This is a genomic window from Streptomyces sp. NPDC041968, assembly GCF_055589025.1.
In genome coordinates, this window is sequence record NZ_JBVJCB010000002.1 from 268509 (window position 1) to 285418 (window position 16910).

Here is a 16910-nt window from a genome sequence, read left to right on the forward strand (position 1 = left end):
TGCTCATCGGTGTTCCCAGGTCTCGACGAACCGCGGAGGTCGCGCGGCCTGGGCGCGGGCGGCCTCCCAGGGGTCCTTCGTGGCGTCGACCGGGGTGAAGTCGTCGATCAGCGGCTGCAGGGTGTCGGCGGCGACCATGCTCAGCGTCGCCGGTCGTACCGTGACGGTCACCTCCGGGGTACGCCACCTCGCCAGCCGCTCGGCGGCGCCGGCCGCCAGGCTGGCCTCGTGCTGGAGGAGGCCGGGCCAAAGCGAGGGCTCGCGTTCCCGTTGCGGCTCGTAGGCGGTCTCGTAACCGTCGTCGACGCGGTGCCCCTCACCGGTGCGGCTCTGCTCGGTGCGCGCCCGCAGTCCGCCGGCGTGGCTGACGAACGCGGGCTCGGTGAGCTGCTGGTCCTCGGTGAGGTCGAAGAACTCGCCGGGGACGAAGCGCTCGGGCAGTGAACGGGCCCCGTCGGCGGCTTGGGGCTCGCCGAAGGTCACCTCTTCGATGGTCCAGGTCTGCACCGGCACCGGTCGCCGCTCGAACCGGGAGATCGGCACGCCCAGCGGTACCACCTTCTGGGTGACGCGGAGTGTGGCGTCCGGGTGCACCAGGTTTCCCTCGGTGAGTTTCCCGGTCGCCTCGGGCGTGAAGACCAGGCCGGTGCGTTCGGCGGCCGGCCGCTCCGCCGCCCAGGCCGTCGTCCGGCGCAGAGCCTCGGCGAGCACCGGCAGCGGTTCGCGTCCGCGGCGGTCCGTGACGGGCGGGGGTGGTCCCCAGCGGATGTCGAAGTCCAGCTCGACGTCCCAGAACAGCACCGAGATGCTGCCGGTGCCCCAGGCGTGCCAGCGGGCCGGCCCTTCGAGCGTGAAGTCCAGGGCGACACCCGCCAGTCGGCGCCCGAACGCACGGACCGCGACACCGGCACGCACCTGCACGGCGAAGGCGAACACCGGGTCGAAGACGAACAGCGCGTCGAGTCCGAGCCAACCCGTCACCCCGCAGCCCGCGATCGTCGCGTCCAGCTGCACCTGGCCGCCGAACATCACGGCGTTGGAAGTGACGGCGAAATAGGCTTCCATGCGCAGTCCGAAGCCGTTGCCGGGGGCCAGGTCGATCTGGAGCCGGTCGAGCGCGGGAACCCCGGCCGGGCGGGTATAACGCGGGTGGAAACCGCCGGCGGACAGGACGAACTCCGGGTGCGCGCCGCCGCGTACCAGGAGGTACAGCTCGCCGCGCACGGCTAGGCCGACGATCCACGAGCCGGTCAGCGACACCAGCAGCTCCACCATGGGGACGGCCGGTTCGATGCGTCCGAGCACGCCGGCCTGGAGGCGGACCAGGGGCAGGGCGGGATCGGGCAGCCCGACCAGGAGACGTCCGAGCAGGAGGGCCCGCGGCGGCGCGGGCAGTTCCAGGATCACCGCTCCGGACAGCGACACCATCCCGACGCCCCAGGTGAGGCGGATCATCGGGCCGACCAGGATCCTGCCGGGGGCCACGGGGAACGCCGAGCCGAGGGAGCCGATGATCTCCTTGGCCCGTTCCACGGCGCGGTCGGGGAACAGTACGTGGTCGGCGTTGCCGTCGCGGACCAGCTGTTGCAGGGCGGTGACTTCGACGCGCCGGTTGATGCCGACCAGCCCGCCGACCGCTTCCAGCGCGAAACCCAGACCGAGCTGGATGCCCGGGGGCGGGAACTGGGCGGCGAGCAGGACCAGGAAGCTCGTGGGGGCGTCCCCGTCCGGCGGCCGGAACAGGGCCATGGCCTGGAGGCGCAGTACGCCGAGGTCCATGTCGATCAGCCCGCCGTAGCTGTGGTCCTCGGTGCGGCGCACCATGCCGCCGCCCGACACCGGCGGCACCTTGAGTTCCGTACCGATGGCGTCCGGGAAGCGGGGGCGGGGGTTGCTCCCGTCGAGGCCCGGGCGGGTCCCCGGGGACAGCGCGACGGGCAGATCGACGCCGGCGCCGTCCATGGAGACCCGCAGGGGCAGCCCCGGCAGCCCCGCGGTCGCCGACACGGACAGACCTACGCGTGTGCCGTCGCCGTCCGAGATCAGCTCCATCGCGGCGTCCCGGGTGGAGACGTGCGGTGCTTTCAGTCGCAGCGGGAGAGGGACGCGCAGGGTGCCCGTGCCGGTGAAACGCAGTCCGGCCGTCCGGTCCGCGCGGAGGGTGACGTCGACCGGTCGGGACCCGCCGGCCGCCGGGTCCGTCCCGCCGCCCCCGACGAGTGCGGCCAGCGCGGCCGGCAGGATGGCCGCGGTGAGCCCGCGCAGTTCGATCTCGAAGGCGGCGGCGCTGTCGGGGGCGGCGGTCACGGTCAGGGCGATTCCCTCGACGCCCACTCCCGGTCCGTCGGTCATCCCGGCGGCCAGCTTCCCGGTGCGCTGCACCTTGATCGTCGCGGTGCCCCGAGCCGCCGCCGGCTGGAGCCCGGGACCGAAGGCCGCGTCCCAGCCCTCCGGGGCCCCTGGGTCGACCGCGATGCTCGCCTCCGCGCTCCACGGCTGCGGCACCGTGGTGGGCAGCGTCAGTGTGGCTCCCGGGGTGACCACCAGGTCGAACACCGGCCCCTCCGGCGTCACTCCGAGGACGGCCCGTCCACCCGCCGGACCGGACGGATCGGTCAGCACGAGGGCCACCCCGAGCGGGGCGCCCGGGGCCCGGCGCCAGCCGTGCAACCTGAGCGGCACCGGTGAGTCGACGGCCAGGTCTCCGAGCATCTCCCGGACGAGTTCGACCAACGAGTCGCCCGCGGGGAGCCGGTCGTGCACGGCGAGCAGCCGGCCGGCCAGCACCGTGCCCGCGGCGGAGGGGTCCTCGCCCAGCTCGGGCAGTTGCCCGACCAGGCCGTCCACCGCGCCCCGGACCAGGGTGCGCAGCTGACCGGCGATGTCGTTCAGGAGTTGATGCGGGTCCATGCCGCCTCACCCTCGCGTGGAGTTGGACTCACCGTTGTCGATCACCAGGGCGCCGGTGAAGCAACCGACGCCCAGCCAACGCCCGTCGGGGCTGAACTCCAGGGCGAGCACCTCGTCGGTGGGCGCGGCGTAGATCTCCTGGCCCGTGAGGCCGAACAGCCGGACGACGTTGTCGATGGAAGCGCTGGCCGCCAGTTTGCCGTTGGGGCTGAACGCCACATGGGTGACGGCGCCGAAACCCGGGTCGGGTGACCCGGGTTGCAGCTTCGGCACGCGGCACTTCTCGAGCCCGGTCTCGGCGTCCAGTACCCGGGCGAAGCCGTCGGCGCCGCCGACCACCGTCCAGCGGCCCTGGGGGTCGTAGGCCAGGCAGTTCGGAGCGGTGGTGTGCTCGTCGGGCTCCTCCGGATCGGTCCAGACCGGAGCTCCGCCGGCCGACTCGAACATCCGGACGGTGTCGTCGGCGGAGCAGCACAGCACCATGTCCGCGGCAGGGCTGAAGGCGACCGCGTGGACGGCGTCGTCCGGGGTCAGCTTCCCGAGGACCTCGCCGGTGGCCAGTTCCACGACCCGTGCGTCACCGGCGGAATGGTGGTTCCCGCCGTGGCGGTGGTCGACGGCCAGCGCGACCCGGGCGCCGTCCCCGCTCACGTCCACGTCGGAGATCAGCGGCGGGTCGACGGTGACGCGCCGGGTGATGGCGCCGGTGGCGGGGTCCAGTGCGGTGACGAGGACGTCGGTGGTGGCGATGATCCGTCCGTCGCCCGCGAACCTGACGGCGTTCACCGAGTTGCCCGGTTCGAGCGGGCCCTGCCAGGTGGCCCGGCCGTTCGTGCCGTTCCGCAACGACACCTGCTCGAAGTCGGCGAAAACGAAGGTGCCGCCGCCGGGTCCGAAGGCGATGCCGGTCACGGCCCCGCTCACGGGCACGTCCAGTTCCTCGCCGATGAGGACCGGGCGCACCCGCAGGGTGCTGTCGCCTCCGCCACTGGCGAAGCGGGTGCTGTCGGGGCTGAAGGCGATGGCCTGCACCGAGCCCTGGTGCTCGACGGAGCGGGCCACCGTACCCGGCTCACTCATGACAGGCTCCTTCCGAGGTCGGTCGCGACTTCGGTGTCCTGAAGAATCGGAGGGTGGCTCCCGCGCGACGGCGCCCGGGGGACTCGCACTGCCCTGGAACCCGGCCGGAGGGGGGCGCGTCGACGGGTGTCCCCGCGGGCGCCGGCTTCCGGCTGTGTGTGATTCCTGCAATTCACCAACTTAATCGAAAGCCGCACCGCCCGCCACGCGGGTGACGGCGCGCAGGAGCACCGCCCGCACCTGTGCCGGGGGCCTCGGTCCGCTCGCCCGCGAACGCGAGATGCAGTCACCCGACGCTTCGTCACATCCGTTTGCTCCAGGGGGAGAAGACCTGGCGCCGTGAGGACCGTCGGGCGCTGCGGCCTCGCATGGCAGGGCGGCCGCGCAGGTGCGACGATGGACGTGTGCCGACCCGTGGGGCGCGGGCACCCGGGCCGGGCCCGCTGTGCGGTCGGCCGCCGCACGCCCGTCCACCCAGGCAGTCGTCCCGGGCGTCCGTGCCTCGGTGAAGGAGTTCCGGCATGCTTACTTCCGTACTCTTCGCCGGCGATCCCCTGCTGGAGTCCATCGCCCAGGACCAGGACCGGATCTCACGCACCCGGCACCGTGCCGACCCGGCCGTACGGAAGGTGCAGGTCGTCCTCCTCGACTGGGACCCGCAGTGCCTCCCCCTCTTCGGGGCGGACGGCGACTACGGGGACGAGACCGCCGGCGCGGTCGCGCGGTTCAAGCGCGAGGTGCTCGGAGTCCCCCCGCCCGAGGTGATCGACGACGTCGGCCCCCTGACCGTCCTGAAGCTCGACGAGATGCGGACGCGGTCCGAACAACCGCCTCCCGCCCCGTCCGCCGCCCCGGAGGACTGGCTGCTGACCGACAGCGACATGAGTCCCTTCCGCGCCCCCGCCTTCACCCTGGACAACGTGGTCCTCTACTTCGTCGACGCCGAGGGGTACTACGACACGCTGGCCTCGCGCTTGGACGGCCTGCGCGGCGGGGACCAGGTCCTGTTCGCCGGCTGGCGGTTCTCGCCCGAGCAGATGCTGCGCCCGGCGGTCGCGGGCTCCGCGGGGATCCTCGACCGGCTTCGCGGCCTCCGCGCCCAGGGCGTCGTCGTCCGCGCGCTCCTGTACGGTTCGCACTTCTCCACGCTGCCGGTGCGCAGGCCCAGGGTTCCGACCCTGCCGTCCAAGGACAACTTCGACTTCCGTACCGGGCTGGTCGACGCCGGTGCGCAGGCGGTCCTCGACGCCCGGGTGCCGGAATTCGGCTCCCACCACCAGAAGTGCGCGGTGGTGCAGGGTGCCGCCGAGGGCCCGGCCGCGTTCGTCGGCGGGATCGACGTCTGCCTGGACCGCTGGGACAACGCCGCGCACGTCGACCCTCCCGTACGGCAACGGGAGCCCGACTTCCTGGGGCAGAAGATCTCGCTGCCCGGCTGGCACGACGTGCAGTGCGCGGTGTTCGGCCCCGCCGTCGGTCAGATCTGGCAGGCTCTGGCGCAACGCTGGAACGACCCCACCCGGCCCAGCCGGGTCGACGACACACCCGCGCCGATCGCCCCCTCGGAGGCGCCCGGACCGTCACCGTTGTCCGGCACGCAGGCCGTGCAGGTACTGCGCACCCTCACCTGCAACGGGATCTACTCGTTCTTGCCGGGCGGCGAGTTCACCGTCACGGCCGCCTACCGCAAGGCCGTCCGCCGGGCGCGGCACTACATCTACGTCGAGGACCAGTACCTGTGGCCCTCACCCCTCGTCGACGACCTGCGGGACGCCGCCACCCGGGGCGTCCAGGTCGTCCTGGTCACCGCGCGCGACTTCGACGCTCCGGGGCTGGCCGACACCCACAAGGCGCTGCGGGCCGAGGCCCTCCAGCGCATCGCCTCCGTCGCGCCCGCGAACGTGCACTGCTTCCATCTGGAGCAGGCGGCGACCGCGCTCCAGGTCTACGTCCACGCGAAGCTGATGATCGTGGACGACCTGTACGTCGCCGCGGGCAGCGCCAACCTCAACTTCCGTTCCCACACGACGGATTCGGAACTGCATCTCGGCGTCTTCGACACCGACCTCACCGACGGCACGATGGGCGGCGCCCCGCACCGGGTCGGCGTGTCCGTCCGTGCCCTGCGGACGCAGATCTGGGGCGAGCACCTCAACGAGGACCCGTCGCTGCACGAGGACGCGCTGGTGGGCCTGAGCCGGATGCCCGCGGCGGGCGGCAAGACCGGGCACCTGGTCGGCTTCCCCGTGCCCTCGCAGGTGCCGGCCGTGGACTGGCGCGAGACCCTGCGGGAACTGCTGCGCTCCGTCCAGCACATGGAGCACTGGCAGCTCCTGGCACCGGTGGTGCTCGGTCCTCTCGCGCCCGCCGTCCAGTTGGTCCCGGGTCCGGACCTCGGGACCGTCGCGGATCTGATCCCCGACCCGGAAGGCTTCCTGCGCAGGCTGCTCAATCCCCGGACCGTGTGCTGAGCGGCGCCGGGGCCGGGTGCCGCGCGTTCACCCCGCCGTCCGGGCCGCGGGTGGGTCCGCGCCGATCAGCCTTCCGAAGATCGGTACGAGGGAGGACGCAGGACGTCGCGTAGCGCCTTACGGTGGCGTCATGGGAAGTCATGCGCAGGACGCGCCCCCCGGACCCGTCGGGCCTTACGAACCGCCGTACTACGTCGTCGTCTTCACCACGGTGCGGACCCAGGAGCAGAGCGGTTACGGCGAGACGAACGCACGCATGGAAGAGCTCGTGAAGGACGTCCCCGGCTACCTGGGGATGGACCACGCGCAGACGCCCGGCGGGCTCGGCATCACCGTCGGATACTTCCGTGACGCCGAGGCCCTCACCACGTGGCGGACCAACGCCGAGCACCGCGCGGCGCAGAGGCGCGGGCGAGCCGAGTGGTACCGGAGCTACACGCTGCACGTGGCCAAGGTGGAACGGAGCAGCGGGTTCACGCGGGCGCAGGAATCGTCGACGGGCTGACCGGCCGGGTGCCCGGCCCTCGGAAGGGCCGGGCACGGTGCGGGTGTCCGGCGGGACGCGGGCTGGGCCGGCGGGCGGACCCGGCCGCGCGTCGCCGGTGTCAGACGACGGGCTGCTGGGCGCCGGCGGGGCGGTCCAGGCCCATCGACTGGCGGCCGAGGAACGGGGCCTTCCAGGAACCCGTACCCCGGTAGAGGTAGTTGCCCTGGGGGCTGAAGGCGGCGAGGTCGTTCCGGCCGTCGCGGTCGGCGTCACCGACCGCCACGAGGTGGGTGTAGGGGCCCCACCCGGCGCCGATCCGCGTGCGGGGCGCGAACGTGCCGTCGCCCTTGCCCAGGTAGAGCCAGAGGACCCCGTCCTTGTCCCGGGCGACGAGGTCTCCGGCGGCGGCGCCGCCGATGTTCCCGACGGCCGTCAGGTCGTTGAAGACGCCCCAGCCGCCGCCCACCTTCTTGCGCGCGGAGAAGGGCGCGGTGGCGTTGCCGGTGCCGGGGTAGAGCCAGAGCACTCCGGACCGGTCGGTGGCCAGGAGGTCGTTGCGGCCGTCCCCGGTGAGGTCGGAGCCGCCCGCGATCCTGTCGTAGACCTGCCAGCCGCCGCCGACCTTGGCACGGGTGGCGAAACCGCCGCGGCCGTTGCCCTGGTAGAGCCACAGGACACCGGACGTGTCCCGGGCGACCAGGTCGCCGACCTCGGATCCGCCGAGGTTGCCGGTGGCCTCGATGCGGTCGTAGAGGTTCCAGCCCCCGCCGACGAGGGCCTTGGCCTCCCCCGCGCCGAGCTGTCCGCCGGCGCCGGTGCCCGCGTCGAAGCGGGTGTCGCTGCGCCAGAGCCTGCCCGCGGCGTCCCGGGTGAGGACGTCGGGGGTGCCGTTGTCGTTGAAGTCGTGCGGCTGCCCCTTGCGGGTGACGGTGAAGGTCCCGTCGGCGACGGCGGCCGGACCGATGCCGTTGAGGGGCGCGGCCACGGCCTCCCAGGTGTAGGCACCGTTGGGGGCGGCCTCGGACCCGGCGGCGACCAGGCCGTTCCAGTCCAGCGTGACGGACGGGGTGGCGGGGTGCTTCGCGGTGGCGACGACCGTCTTCCCGCTGCGGACGTGGCGGAGCGTGATCGCCACGTCGACGTTGGTCCGGGACAGGTCCCAGCGCAGGGAAGCCGACCCACCGTTCTGGTCGAGGTCGACGACCGCGGGGACGGTGTTGCCGGTGATCTCGACCCTGGTGGGTGCGTCCGCGTTCGCCACCCGGGTGACGACGGGTGTGCCCTCGTCACCGGCGGTGATCTTGAACAGTCCCTCGCCGTCCGCGACGGTGCCGCCGCGCACGTACAGACCGTCGGGAGCGGCGGCGGACGAGGTCAGGTGGTCGAGCAGCTTCACCGAGGCGCCGGTGGCGGGGTGGTACGCGGTGACGGCGTGCAGGGGGTTCGGCGCGGCGGCGGAGATGCCGTCGGCCTCTCCGTACACGACCCAGCCGCCGACCAGACCGACCTGGAGGTCACTCGCGTACGCGGGGGTGACCGGGAGCTGCCGCACGCCGCCGGACGCGCGGTCCAGGAGGAACACCGCCGGGGTGTCGGTGCCGTCGCCCTCGGTCCAGACGACGTGGGTCCCGGAGACGGCGAAGTCGCCCCCGGTGGAACCGGCGGTCCTCTCGTGCGTCTCGTGGACCGCGCCGGTGGCGAGATCGATCAGTGCCCACTTCTTCAGGGCACCGTCGGTGAAGGTGAGCAGCGCGTCCTCGGGGGTGCCGGGGGTGATCGAGAAGTCCTTCGCACCGGCCGGCAGCCCGGTGACGGTCTTCACGCCCTCGTCCGCGGTGTGCTTGCGCAGCTTGACGGTCCCGTCGGTGTCGACGGTCGTGAAGATCGCGCTCGCCGCCGAGCCCGCGTACCGCGGTTCACCGGCCAGGTCCCCGACGAAGACGTCGAACGACGACAGCGTCCTGAGGTTCCGCTGCTGGATACCCCAGCGGCCCTCGAAGACGAGGTAGTCCGCCGTGCGCGTCGAGCGGAGGTGGGTCCGGTTTCCGTAGCCCGTCCCGGCGGGGTTCCCGTAGCGGGTCCAGCGCTTGTCGAGGGACCCGTCGGCCTGGGTCACGAAGCCGGTCAGACCGGCGTCGACCAGCTTCGCCTTCTTCAGGAAGGGCATGGAGACGGCGTCGGATGCCGCCGTGTCCGCCGCCACCGCCGCGGGGGCGGCCGTGGCCGGCACGGACAGGACGCCCACGCCGGGCGTCACGGTGAGGACGGTGGTGACGGCGACTACCAGCCGACGTCGGGTCGATCGGGCCAGGGGCACGTGATTTTCCTTCTTGACGCAACAGGCGCACCATGCGCCTCTCAGCCCTATGACTCACCACGGTACGAATGGTTGTACGAACGCAGGCAGGTTCTTCTCGGCCCTCTCCGCAGGGGCACGAACGGCTGGTGGGGCCGTGCCGCGTCGGGGGCGGTCACCCGGCGTGCGTGCAGTACGTGCAGTACATGCGATACGTGTCCTACAGGTCGAACTCGATGTGCTCGACGTCGGTGAAGCGCACCTCCTCCAGAGCGCCGGCGCGGCGGCCGCCGTCCTGGAAGTAGGTGTCCTTGAGTGCCTCGGCGGCGATCTGCTGCAGGCGCTGGTCGCTCTCGCCGGCCTGCTGGGCGTCGAAGAGACGCGCGGCGTACTGCGGCGGCAGCGCGACGGTCAGGTGCCGGACCCGGCTCTCGTCGGTCGAGCCGACCGGTGCGGTGTAGCCGATCCGGGCCCGGGTGTCGATGACGATGCCGCCCGTGGTGGCCGCCCGCTCCTTGGCCCGCGCCCTGATCTGCGGCTGCCACCGCGCTGTGACCTCCCGCTCCAGGCGGGCCGCGAGGTCGGGGCGGGGAGTCCTGATCTGGTTCTTCACGTAGCGCTCGACGGTGCGCTGGGAGACGCGCAGCGTCTGGGCGACGGCCCTGGTGCCCTTGAGCTGCCGGACCAGGTAGCGCATCTGCGCGCCCGCGCTCTTGGGCACCGGGCGGGTGAACGCCTTCTGTACCGCGCTCTCCAGACCCTTCCCGAACAGGTTCATCGTGGCGTCCTCCTACTCCCCGTGGTCGGCGTCGGTGACGGTGCCGTCCTTGATGTACCGCGCGAGGTTCAGCTCCGGGGCCTCGAAACGCTCCCGCACGCCCTCGCCCCACAGAACGCTCTGGGTGCCCTCGTGCTTGACCAGACCAGGGTTGATGCCGAGCTTGAAGCCGCCGGGCAGCGGCTTGCCGTCGCGATAGGGCAGCACGTCCAGCGGCGAGGCCCCGTCGGCCGCGTAGACGACGCAGTCGGACAGGACCGCCACCGGGTACCGCCCGGTGGACGCCGCATGCTTGACGATCTTGCGGTGCAGGTTGATCCGCGTACGGGAGATGACCGCCGCGCGGATGTCCGGCCGCCACGTCGGACGGGACAGCGCACGCCACGGCTCACCCGGCCGCCATCCCTCCCCGCGTGGGCGCTCGCGCAGCTTGCCCAGGCCGCCCTTCACGGTCGCCTTGATCGCCGACACGACGATCGCCAACTCCGGGTCGCGCTCCTCCCAGCCCTCCATCGCCGCGAGGAAGTCGGCCGGGGGCAGGTCGGCGTGCACCCCCAGCTCGGCCATGGTGGTGAGGAAGGCGTCCCTCAGCCGCCGGTACCAGGCGTCAAGGTAACGGCCGTTCTCGGGACGGACGTACGCCTCGATCGGACGTACCTCGTATCCCAGCTCCACCGCGTAGGCGACGGTCGGCGTCGCGTACCAGGCCGGGCCCTCGGGACGTTCGCCCTTCGGCGTGAACGGGCTGGGCAGCAGGTCCGCGTCCAGGTCGGTCCATCCGCCCTTGCCGGCCCTCACCCGGGAGAGGTCGACGTGCGAGAGGTCGACCAGCCAGGAGCCGGGCAGCTTCGGGTCGAACGCCGGCGCCCTGACGTGCGCGGGCGCCCCGAGACCCACGGTCAGGCCGTTGGCGCCGGCCGCGAAGGCCATGTTCACGTCGATGCCGACGAGGTTGCGGCGCATGCACTCGTCGTCGGTGAGCGGCCGCGCCCAGTCGTACGCCTCCTCGAACAGTTTCTCGTCCGGCCCGCGCAGGTGGAACCGCGGCAGGTCCGCCAGGAGCGGGTGCCCGTCGGGAGCCTCGCAGGGCGCGCAGTCCACCGGGTCCTTACCCAGTGAGCCGGGGTTGTGCGCGGAGTGCCGTCTGCCGTCGGCGCCGGGTTCGGAGGCGCGGGTCGGCGGGTGCAACGCGGTCATCAGTTCCAGGCCGGTCACGGCCGTGGAGCCGCGCGGCGTCATCACCCTGGACGCGTACACGCCCAGCACGCGGACCAGTTCCGCCGGCGGCAGGCGGTCGGCCCGACCCCAGTGCCGGGCGTCCAGCGCCTGCCAGGACGGGATGCACAACTGCACGCAGGCCCGGTCCGCGCCGGTGGCGGGGCGATAGATCCGTGCCCACGGTCCGAACCCGCGCTTCGTCAGCTTCCACTCCGCGCGCTTCAACTGCCTGACGACCTTGTGGTCCTCGGGGATCCGGCCGGCCAGTCGCTCCTCGTCGGTGAGGACGGTGGGGAGGCCGTAGCGTTCCAGCGCCGCCTCGGTGAGCACCAGCAGCGGATCGGCGTCCTTGCCCGGGGCGGACAGTCTGGGCTGTCCCAGCTTCGCCTCCTCCAGCGTCCACTCCACCAGCGCCGGGAGCGACTTGGCGGGCACGTCGAGGACGAGGCCGCCGCGGCAGTACGCCAGCACCTGCCCGTCGGCACCGACGTCGACCACGGCGAGCGGTCCGTTCGCGAAACGCGGGTCGGTGCCGCTCGCCGGTACCGCGGCCGGACTCTCCCTGCACGGTCGCCGTGGCGTCGGCGACGGCCCGGTGGTGCGCGCCGGTCGTGGAGCGGTCGGCGGGCCGGCGGGAGGCCGGTCGGAGCCGCTCCGGGTGTCCTCGGTCGCCGTCGGGACCGCGCGTGCGGGCTCCGGACCCTTGACCGGAGCGTGAGCGGCTCCCATCGGGACGGACGGGCCGGTGGGTGCGGCAGGCGCCGGGGCGAACGGGCCGGGTGCCGCGGGCGCCGGGGCCGCCGTGGGCGGCTCGGTTCCCGCGCCGGGCATCGGGTAGAGCTCCGCGAGCCGGCTGAGCAGCCGCGCGTACGCCTCGCGCTCCGGGCCCCGGGGCTCGGTCGGCTTCTTGCTCGACTCCCAGCCCGACACCGTCGCCCGGCGCACCTTGAGCGCGGCGGCCACCTGATCGAGGGTCAGGCCGTGCGCGGTCCGCAGCCGCTTGCGCTCCTCCGCCGGCGGCAGCTGGGCGCGGGACGCGATCAGTGCGTCGACCGCGTCGAACAACTCGGACATCCGGCACCTCCTTGACCGGAATCCTACCTGCGAGACCGTACGGAACCCGTACGCCGGCCGTAAACAACGCGTACGAACGCCTGGGTGGTGTGCGACCTGCGGATGACGGCCTGCCACGAGGCGGTACGAACCTCGGCCCGAGACGCCCTGCCGGTCCTCACCGGAGAACGTTCGGTACCGCCTTCACGCCGAGGCCGTCCGTCGAACCGCACATCGCCACTGCTGAGCTGCGTCTGCGGTCCCTGGACTCTCCGCTCAGCACGGACGTCCTCGATCTCATGGGCACTGGTACGGCGCACCGGCGAAGAGACCTCGTTGAACCGGGCGTTCGGGCGGGCCGCGGAGGCCACGGGGCCGAGTCCGACACGAGACGCGGCCACGGTCAGGTGCGTCGCACTGGCTCAGCGCGCTCGGTCGCTCCCGCAGCAACAGACGGAGCGGCGTGCCGGGCACCGGGACACGGGGATGCTCGCCGGTGAACGCTCCAGGTGAGCATCCGGCGGTCGCGATCAGCCCTGATCGCTGGTCGAGGCTACTCGTCACCGGCCCCGTCGACCCACCCCCGGGCCAGATCAGCCGGTGCCTGCTCTCCGGCCGCCGTCGCCAGCCAGGTCCGCCAGACGTGACGGGTGTTGGGCACCTCCGGACGATCCAGGAGCCAGAGAACGTAGCCGGCATGACGCTGTGCCCACGGGTCGTCCGACCGCGCTGCTCTGTCCAGCCTGCCGCGCAGGTCCTCACCGTCCACGGCCCGGGCCACGCGCACGTACTCGCGGTCCTTGCAGCGGTAGGGTCGCCGCACGACGGTCTCGACCAGTTCCACCAGCTTGCCCCTGACCGCGTCATCGTGGTGAGCGGCAGCCACGTCCCGTATGAGGCCCTCCTTCGTGCCCCATGACTTGGCATACCGTGTCCACTCCTGCGGATACCTCGCCTCCCATTCCAGGAAGCACAGCACGTAGGGAAGACCCGGCCATGTGCTGATACCGGAACCGCTCGGCCGGTCCCACAATCCGCCTGGGAGCGAATGCCGCAGGGCCTTCTGGAAGCGTCGGTGCGCCACCTGCCGCCCCAGCGGACACCCGCGCCGCCACGCCCTGTTGTACCGGTCCAGAGCGTCCTGGGTGCTTCTTTCGGCGTCCGTCAGACGCGCAAGCGCAACAGCGCGTTCGGCCGGATCGCTTGCTGTCAGCCCGAACGCCCACCCCAGCCGCTCGTACCACACGTCGGCACCGTCCCCGCTCACTCCCACGCCCGCGTCACTCTTCACCCGGCAGATCATGCTCCACCTCGAGCGCCGTCGCCGTCATTGCGGAGGTCCTGGACAGCGCCGGGAACGCGACCGGCATGCTCGGCGGCCGCGCCACCCTGCCCTACGCATCCGTCGTGATCACCTCGACCCGCTTCCCCACAGCCTGACCGCGACCAACGCCAGATGTCGTCGGGGCACCCGCCGGGTGGCGGGCCCGGCCCGGCAGGCCGGGCCGGACAGGCAGCGCGTGGGCAGGGCCGCCGCCGTGTCACGGAGGCCGTTACCTACCGCACGAGGCAGGGCCGCTTGGCGTCGAACTCCCAGCCGGGAACCAGATACCGCATGCCGAGGGAGTCGTCGCGGGCGCCGAGCGCCTTGGTCCGGTAGAGCTCGTGGGCGGCGAGCAGCCGGTCCATGTCGAGCCGCACACCCAGGCCGGGGGCGTCGGGCACGGCGATCTCGCCGTCGACGATGCGGGGCGGCTCGACGGTGAGGCGTTCCAGGCCCTCCTGCCATATCCAGTGCGTGTCCAGGGCGTTGTACGCGCCGGGTGCCGCGGCCCCGCAGTGCGTGACCATCGCGAGCGAGATGTCGAAGTGGTTGTTGGAGTGGCAGCCCCAGGTCAGTCCCATCGCGTCGCACAGCTGCGCCACGCGGACGGAACCCTGCATGGTCCAGAAGTGCGGGTCGGCCAGCGGGATGGAGACCGACTGGAGGGCGAGGGCGTGGGTCATCTGCCGCCAGTCGGTCGCGATCATGTTGGTCGCGGTGGGCAGGCCGGTCGCGCGGCGGAACTCGGCGAGCACCTCGCGCCCGGAGTAGCCGCCCTCCGCGCCGCAGGGGTCCTCGGCGTAGGCGAGCGTGCCCACCAGGGGCGCGCACAGTTCGACGGCTTCCTTCAGCGACCAGGCACCGTTGGGGTCGAGGGTGATCCGGGCCTCGGGGAAGCGGTCCTTGAGCGCGCGTACGGCCTTGACCTCCTCGGCACCCTCCAGGACGCCGCCCTTGAGTTTGAAGTCGCGGAAGCCGTACAGGTCGTAGGTGGCCTCGGCCTGCCGGACGATCGCCTCGGGGGTGAGGGCCTCCTCGTGGCGGATCCGGTACCAGTCCACGTCCGCGTCGTGGCCGCGGACGTACTCCAGGTCGGTGCGGTCGGGGTCACCGACGTAGAAGAGGTAACCGAGCACCCGCACAAAGTCCCGCTGCCGGCCGTCTCCGAGCAGGGCCGCGACGGGCACGTCGAGGTGCTGGCCCAGGAGGTCGAGGAGCGCGGACTCCACCGCTGTGACGGCGTGGACCGTGGTCCGCAGGTCGAAGGTCTGGGCGCCGCGTCCGCCGGAGTCACGGTCGGCGAAGCGGTCCGCGATCTCGCGCAGGACGCGCTTGTAGTCACCGACCTTCGCGCCGACCACGAGGGATTCGGCGTCCGTGAGTGTCCGGGTGATCTTCTCCCCACCCGGTACCTCACCGAGGCCGGTGCGCCCCTCGGAGTCCGTCAGGACGACGATGTTGCGGGTGAAGTAGGGGCTGTGGGCGCCGGAGAGGTTCAGTGCCATCGAGTCGCGGCCCGCCACGGGATAGACGGAGAACGCGGTGACGGTCGGCTGGTTCCTGGTCATGTCTTCTTGGGCTCCTCGTGTTCGGTGGTGCGACGGCCGCTGGTCACAGGCTGAGGACGTCGAGGGCCTGCTCGGCCACCAGGACACCGCCCAGGCCGAGGACCGACAACACGGTGGTGTAGGTGGTGCGGACCTTGATCGCTTGGATGACGGAGAGGTTGAAGTACTCCTTGAAGAGCCAGAAGCCGGGGTCGTTGACGTGCGAGAAGGCGATCGAACCGCAGGAGACGGCGAGCACCATCATCTCGGGATGCACACCGCTGCCGGCGAGCAGCGGCAGCACCACGCCGGAGGCCGTGACGACGGCGACCGTGGCGGACCCCAGGGCGACCCGGAGGATGGCGGCGATGAGCCACGCCAGGACCACGGCGGAGATGGACCAGGAATGGGTGACGTCCTTGATGTACTCGGATATGCCGCCCTCCACCAGCACGTTCTTGAAAGCCCCGCCGGCTCCGATGACCAGCAGGATCATCGCCATGGCCTTGACCGCCGAGGAGCAGGACTCGCTGACCTCCGCCAGGCTCCGCCCTGTGCGGGGCCCGAAGGCCCAGACGGCCAGCAGCAGGGCCAGCAGCAGCGCGATCGGTGCCGAGCCGATGAACGCGACGGTGTTGAGCAGCGGGCTCTCCCCGGACGCGGCCATGTCGGTCACCGCTGCGCCGGCGATCAGGACGACGGGGAACAGCGCCACGCACAGCGACCAGCCGAGGCCGGGCATCTCCTCGTCGCTGAACTGGCGTTCACTGACCAGCCCTTTGGGGATGGTCGGGTTCATGGCCCTGATGAACGGCAGCCGCGGCCAGAGCAGCGCGATGAACGCGCCGACCGGCACCGCGATGAACAGACCGTAGAAGAGCGTCAGTCCGACGGAGGCGTCGAAGGTGGCCGCGACGGCGGTGGGGCCGGGGTGCGGCGGAAGGAAGCTGTGCATGGTGGACAGGGCGATCGACATCGGCAGCCCGACCCACAGCAGGCTCGCGCCGGTGACCCTGACCAGGGTGAACGCGATGGGCACGACGATGATGAAGGCGACCTCGTAGAACATCGTCACGCCGATGAGCATGGAGGTGACGACCATGGCGACCTGTACCCCGCGGGGCCCGAAGGCGTCGAGCAGCTTGTCGGCGATGCGCTGGGCGGCACCGGAGTCACCCATGACGCGGCCGACCATGGCACCGAGTCCGATGGTGAGCATCGTGTCGCCGATCTGACCCCCGATGCCTTCGGAGAGGACGTCCGGGATGTCCGTCACCGGGATGCCCTGGACGACGGCGACACCGACGGCGACCAGGAGGAGGGCCGCGAAGCCGTTCAGCTTCAGCCTGGTCATGAGGAGTAGCAGAACCAGGACGCTGATTCCCACTACGAGAAGTGGCATGGCAGTTCCCCTTTGAACTGTGGTGTGGGTAGCCGGGCCCGAACGCCGCAGGGGTACGGCACGACTCCGGTGAGGGCGGAGCGGGACGCTCGGACGCGGATCCGCGGCCGTCCCGGGAGCCGGGGCGGCGGTCCGGTGCGGGGCACGCCGCACGGAGGGGCGGTGTGCCGGGGCGAGCGCGGGTACGACGTGCGGTGGTTCGGGTTCCGTGCCGACGGACGCTGGTGGGCCGGGCGGTCGCCCCGCGTGTCACCTCACGCGCGACCGGGGTGTCCGACGGCGACGGCTCCCGTGCGCGGAGCCTCGCGGCCGTCGACGGTGACGCGCGGGCGTGGTGGTTCCGA

General features: G+C 72.2%; 10 protein-coding genes. 2 read left to right on the forward strand and 8 right to left on the reverse strand.

Annotated elements, in window-relative coordinates:
- Positions 1-3 precede the first annotated feature (3 nt).
- Both ACZ6EG_RS06265 and ACZ6EG_RS06270 read right to left on the reverse strand, forming a co-directional pair.
- Complete coding sequence (locus ACZ6EG_RS06265; protein ID WP_391968863.1) at positions 4-2910, reverse strand: DUF6603 domain-containing protein; 2907 nt, start codon at positions 2908-2910, stop codon at positions 4-6.
- A 6-nt stretch (positions 2911-2916) separates the two neighbouring features.
- Positions 2917-3990: a WD40 repeat domain-containing protein gene (locus ACZ6EG_RS06270; protein WP_391968865.1), complete on the reverse strand. Its 1074-nt coding sequence runs from the start codon at positions 3988-3990 to the stop codon at positions 2917-2919.
- A 521-nt stretch (positions 3991-4511) separates the two neighbouring features.
- Here ACZ6EG_RS06270 and ACZ6EG_RS06275 point away from each other — a divergent pair.
- Complete coding sequence (locus tag ACZ6EG_RS06275) at positions 4512-6461, forward strand: phospholipase D-like domain-containing protein (RefSeq protein WP_469602072.1); 1950 nt, start codon at positions 4512-4514, stop codon at positions 6459-6461.
- A 130-nt stretch (positions 6462-6591) separates the two neighbouring features.
- The gene (locus tag ACZ6EG_RS06280; protein WP_391968867.1) at positions 6592-6966 is read left to right on the forward strand and encodes an antibiotic biosynthesis monooxygenase family protein; all 375 of its coding nucleotides are present in this window, start codon (positions 6592-6594) and stop codon (positions 6964-6966) included.
- 100 nt (positions 6967-7066) lie between these two features.
- On the opposite strand, the gene ACZ6EG_RS06285 is transcribed toward ACZ6EG_RS06280, so the two are convergent.
- The 6 genes from ACZ6EG_RS06285 to ACZ6EG_RS06310 all read right to left on the reverse strand — a co-directional run bounded on the left by ACZ6EG_RS06285 (position 7067) and on the right by ACZ6EG_RS06310 (position 16566).
- Positions 7067-9265, reverse strand: a complete 2199-nt coding sequence (locus tag ACZ6EG_RS06285) for an FG-GAP-like repeat-containing protein (protein ID WP_469602075.1) — start codon at positions 9263-9265, stop codon at positions 7067-7069.
- Between the two features lie 199 nt (positions 9266-9464).
- Positions 9465-10022 (reverse strand): telomere-protecting terminal protein Tpg, encoded by a 558-nt coding sequence (gene tpg / locus ACZ6EG_RS06290; RefSeq protein ID WP_391968869.1) that lies wholly within the window; start codon positions 10020-10022, stop codon positions 9465-9467.
- Positions 10023-10034: 12 nt separating this feature from the next.
- A complete protein-coding gene (gene tap, locus ACZ6EG_RS06295) occupies positions 10035-12314 on the reverse strand; it encodes a telomere-associated protein Tap (RefSeq protein ID WP_469602079.1) in 2280 nt (759 codons plus the stop codon).
- Positions 12315-12846: 532 nt separating this feature from the next.
- Positions 12847-13584: a hypothetical protein gene (locus ACZ6EG_RS06300; protein WP_469602082.1), complete on the reverse strand. Its 738-nt coding sequence runs from the start codon at positions 13582-13584 to the stop codon at positions 12847-12849.
- Positions 13585-13850: 266 nt separating this feature from the next.
- On the reverse strand, positions 13851-15185 hold the full coding sequence (locus tag ACZ6EG_RS06305; RefSeq protein WP_391968872.1) for an enolase C-terminal domain-like protein: 1335 nt from the start codon (positions 15183-15185) through the stop codon (positions 13851-13853).
- Between the two features lie 43 nt (positions 15186-15228).
- Entirely contained in the window at positions 15229-16566 is a 1338-nt protein-coding gene (locus tag ACZ6EG_RS06310) for a gluconate:H+ symporter (RefSeq protein ID WP_469602086.1), read from the reverse strand.
- Between the last annotated feature and the right edge of the window lie 344 nt (positions 16567-16910).

What these genes read in the sequence shown, in the direction of transcription:
- ACZ6EG_RS06275 (WP_469602072.1), top strand. Translation starts at nt 4,512, where the DNA reads ATGCTTACTTCCGTACTCTTCGCCGGCGATCCCCTGCTGGAGTCCATC.
- ACZ6EG_RS06265 (WP_391968863.1), bottom strand. Translation starts at nt 2,910, where the DNA reads ATGGACCCGCATCAACTCCTGAACGACATCGCCGGTCAGCTGCGCACC.
- ACZ6EG_RS06270 (WP_391968865.1), bottom strand. Translation starts at nt 3,990, where the DNA reads ATGAGTGAGCCGGGTACGGTGGCCCGCTCCGTCGAGCACCAGGGCTCG.
- ACZ6EG_RS06280 (WP_391968867.1), top strand. Translation starts at nt 6,592, where the DNA reads ATGGGAAGTCATGCGCAGGACGCGCCCCCCGGACCCGTCGGGCCTTAC.
- tap (WP_469602079.1), bottom strand. Translation starts at nt 12,314, where the DNA reads ATGTCCGAGTTGTTCGACGCGGTCGACGCACTGATCGCGTCCCGCGCC.
- tpg (WP_391968869.1), bottom strand. Translation starts at nt 10,022, where the DNA reads ATGAACCTGTTCGGGAAGGGTCTGGAGAGCGCGGTACAGAAGGCGTTC.
- ACZ6EG_RS06305 (WP_391968872.1), bottom strand. Translation starts at nt 15,185, where the DNA reads ATGACCAGGAACCAGCCGACCGTCACCGCGTTCTCCGTCTATCCCGTG.
- ACZ6EG_RS06310 (WP_469602086.1), bottom strand. Translation starts at nt 16,566, where the DNA reads ATGCCACTTCTCGTAGTGGGAATCAGCGTCCTGGTTCTGCTACTCCTC.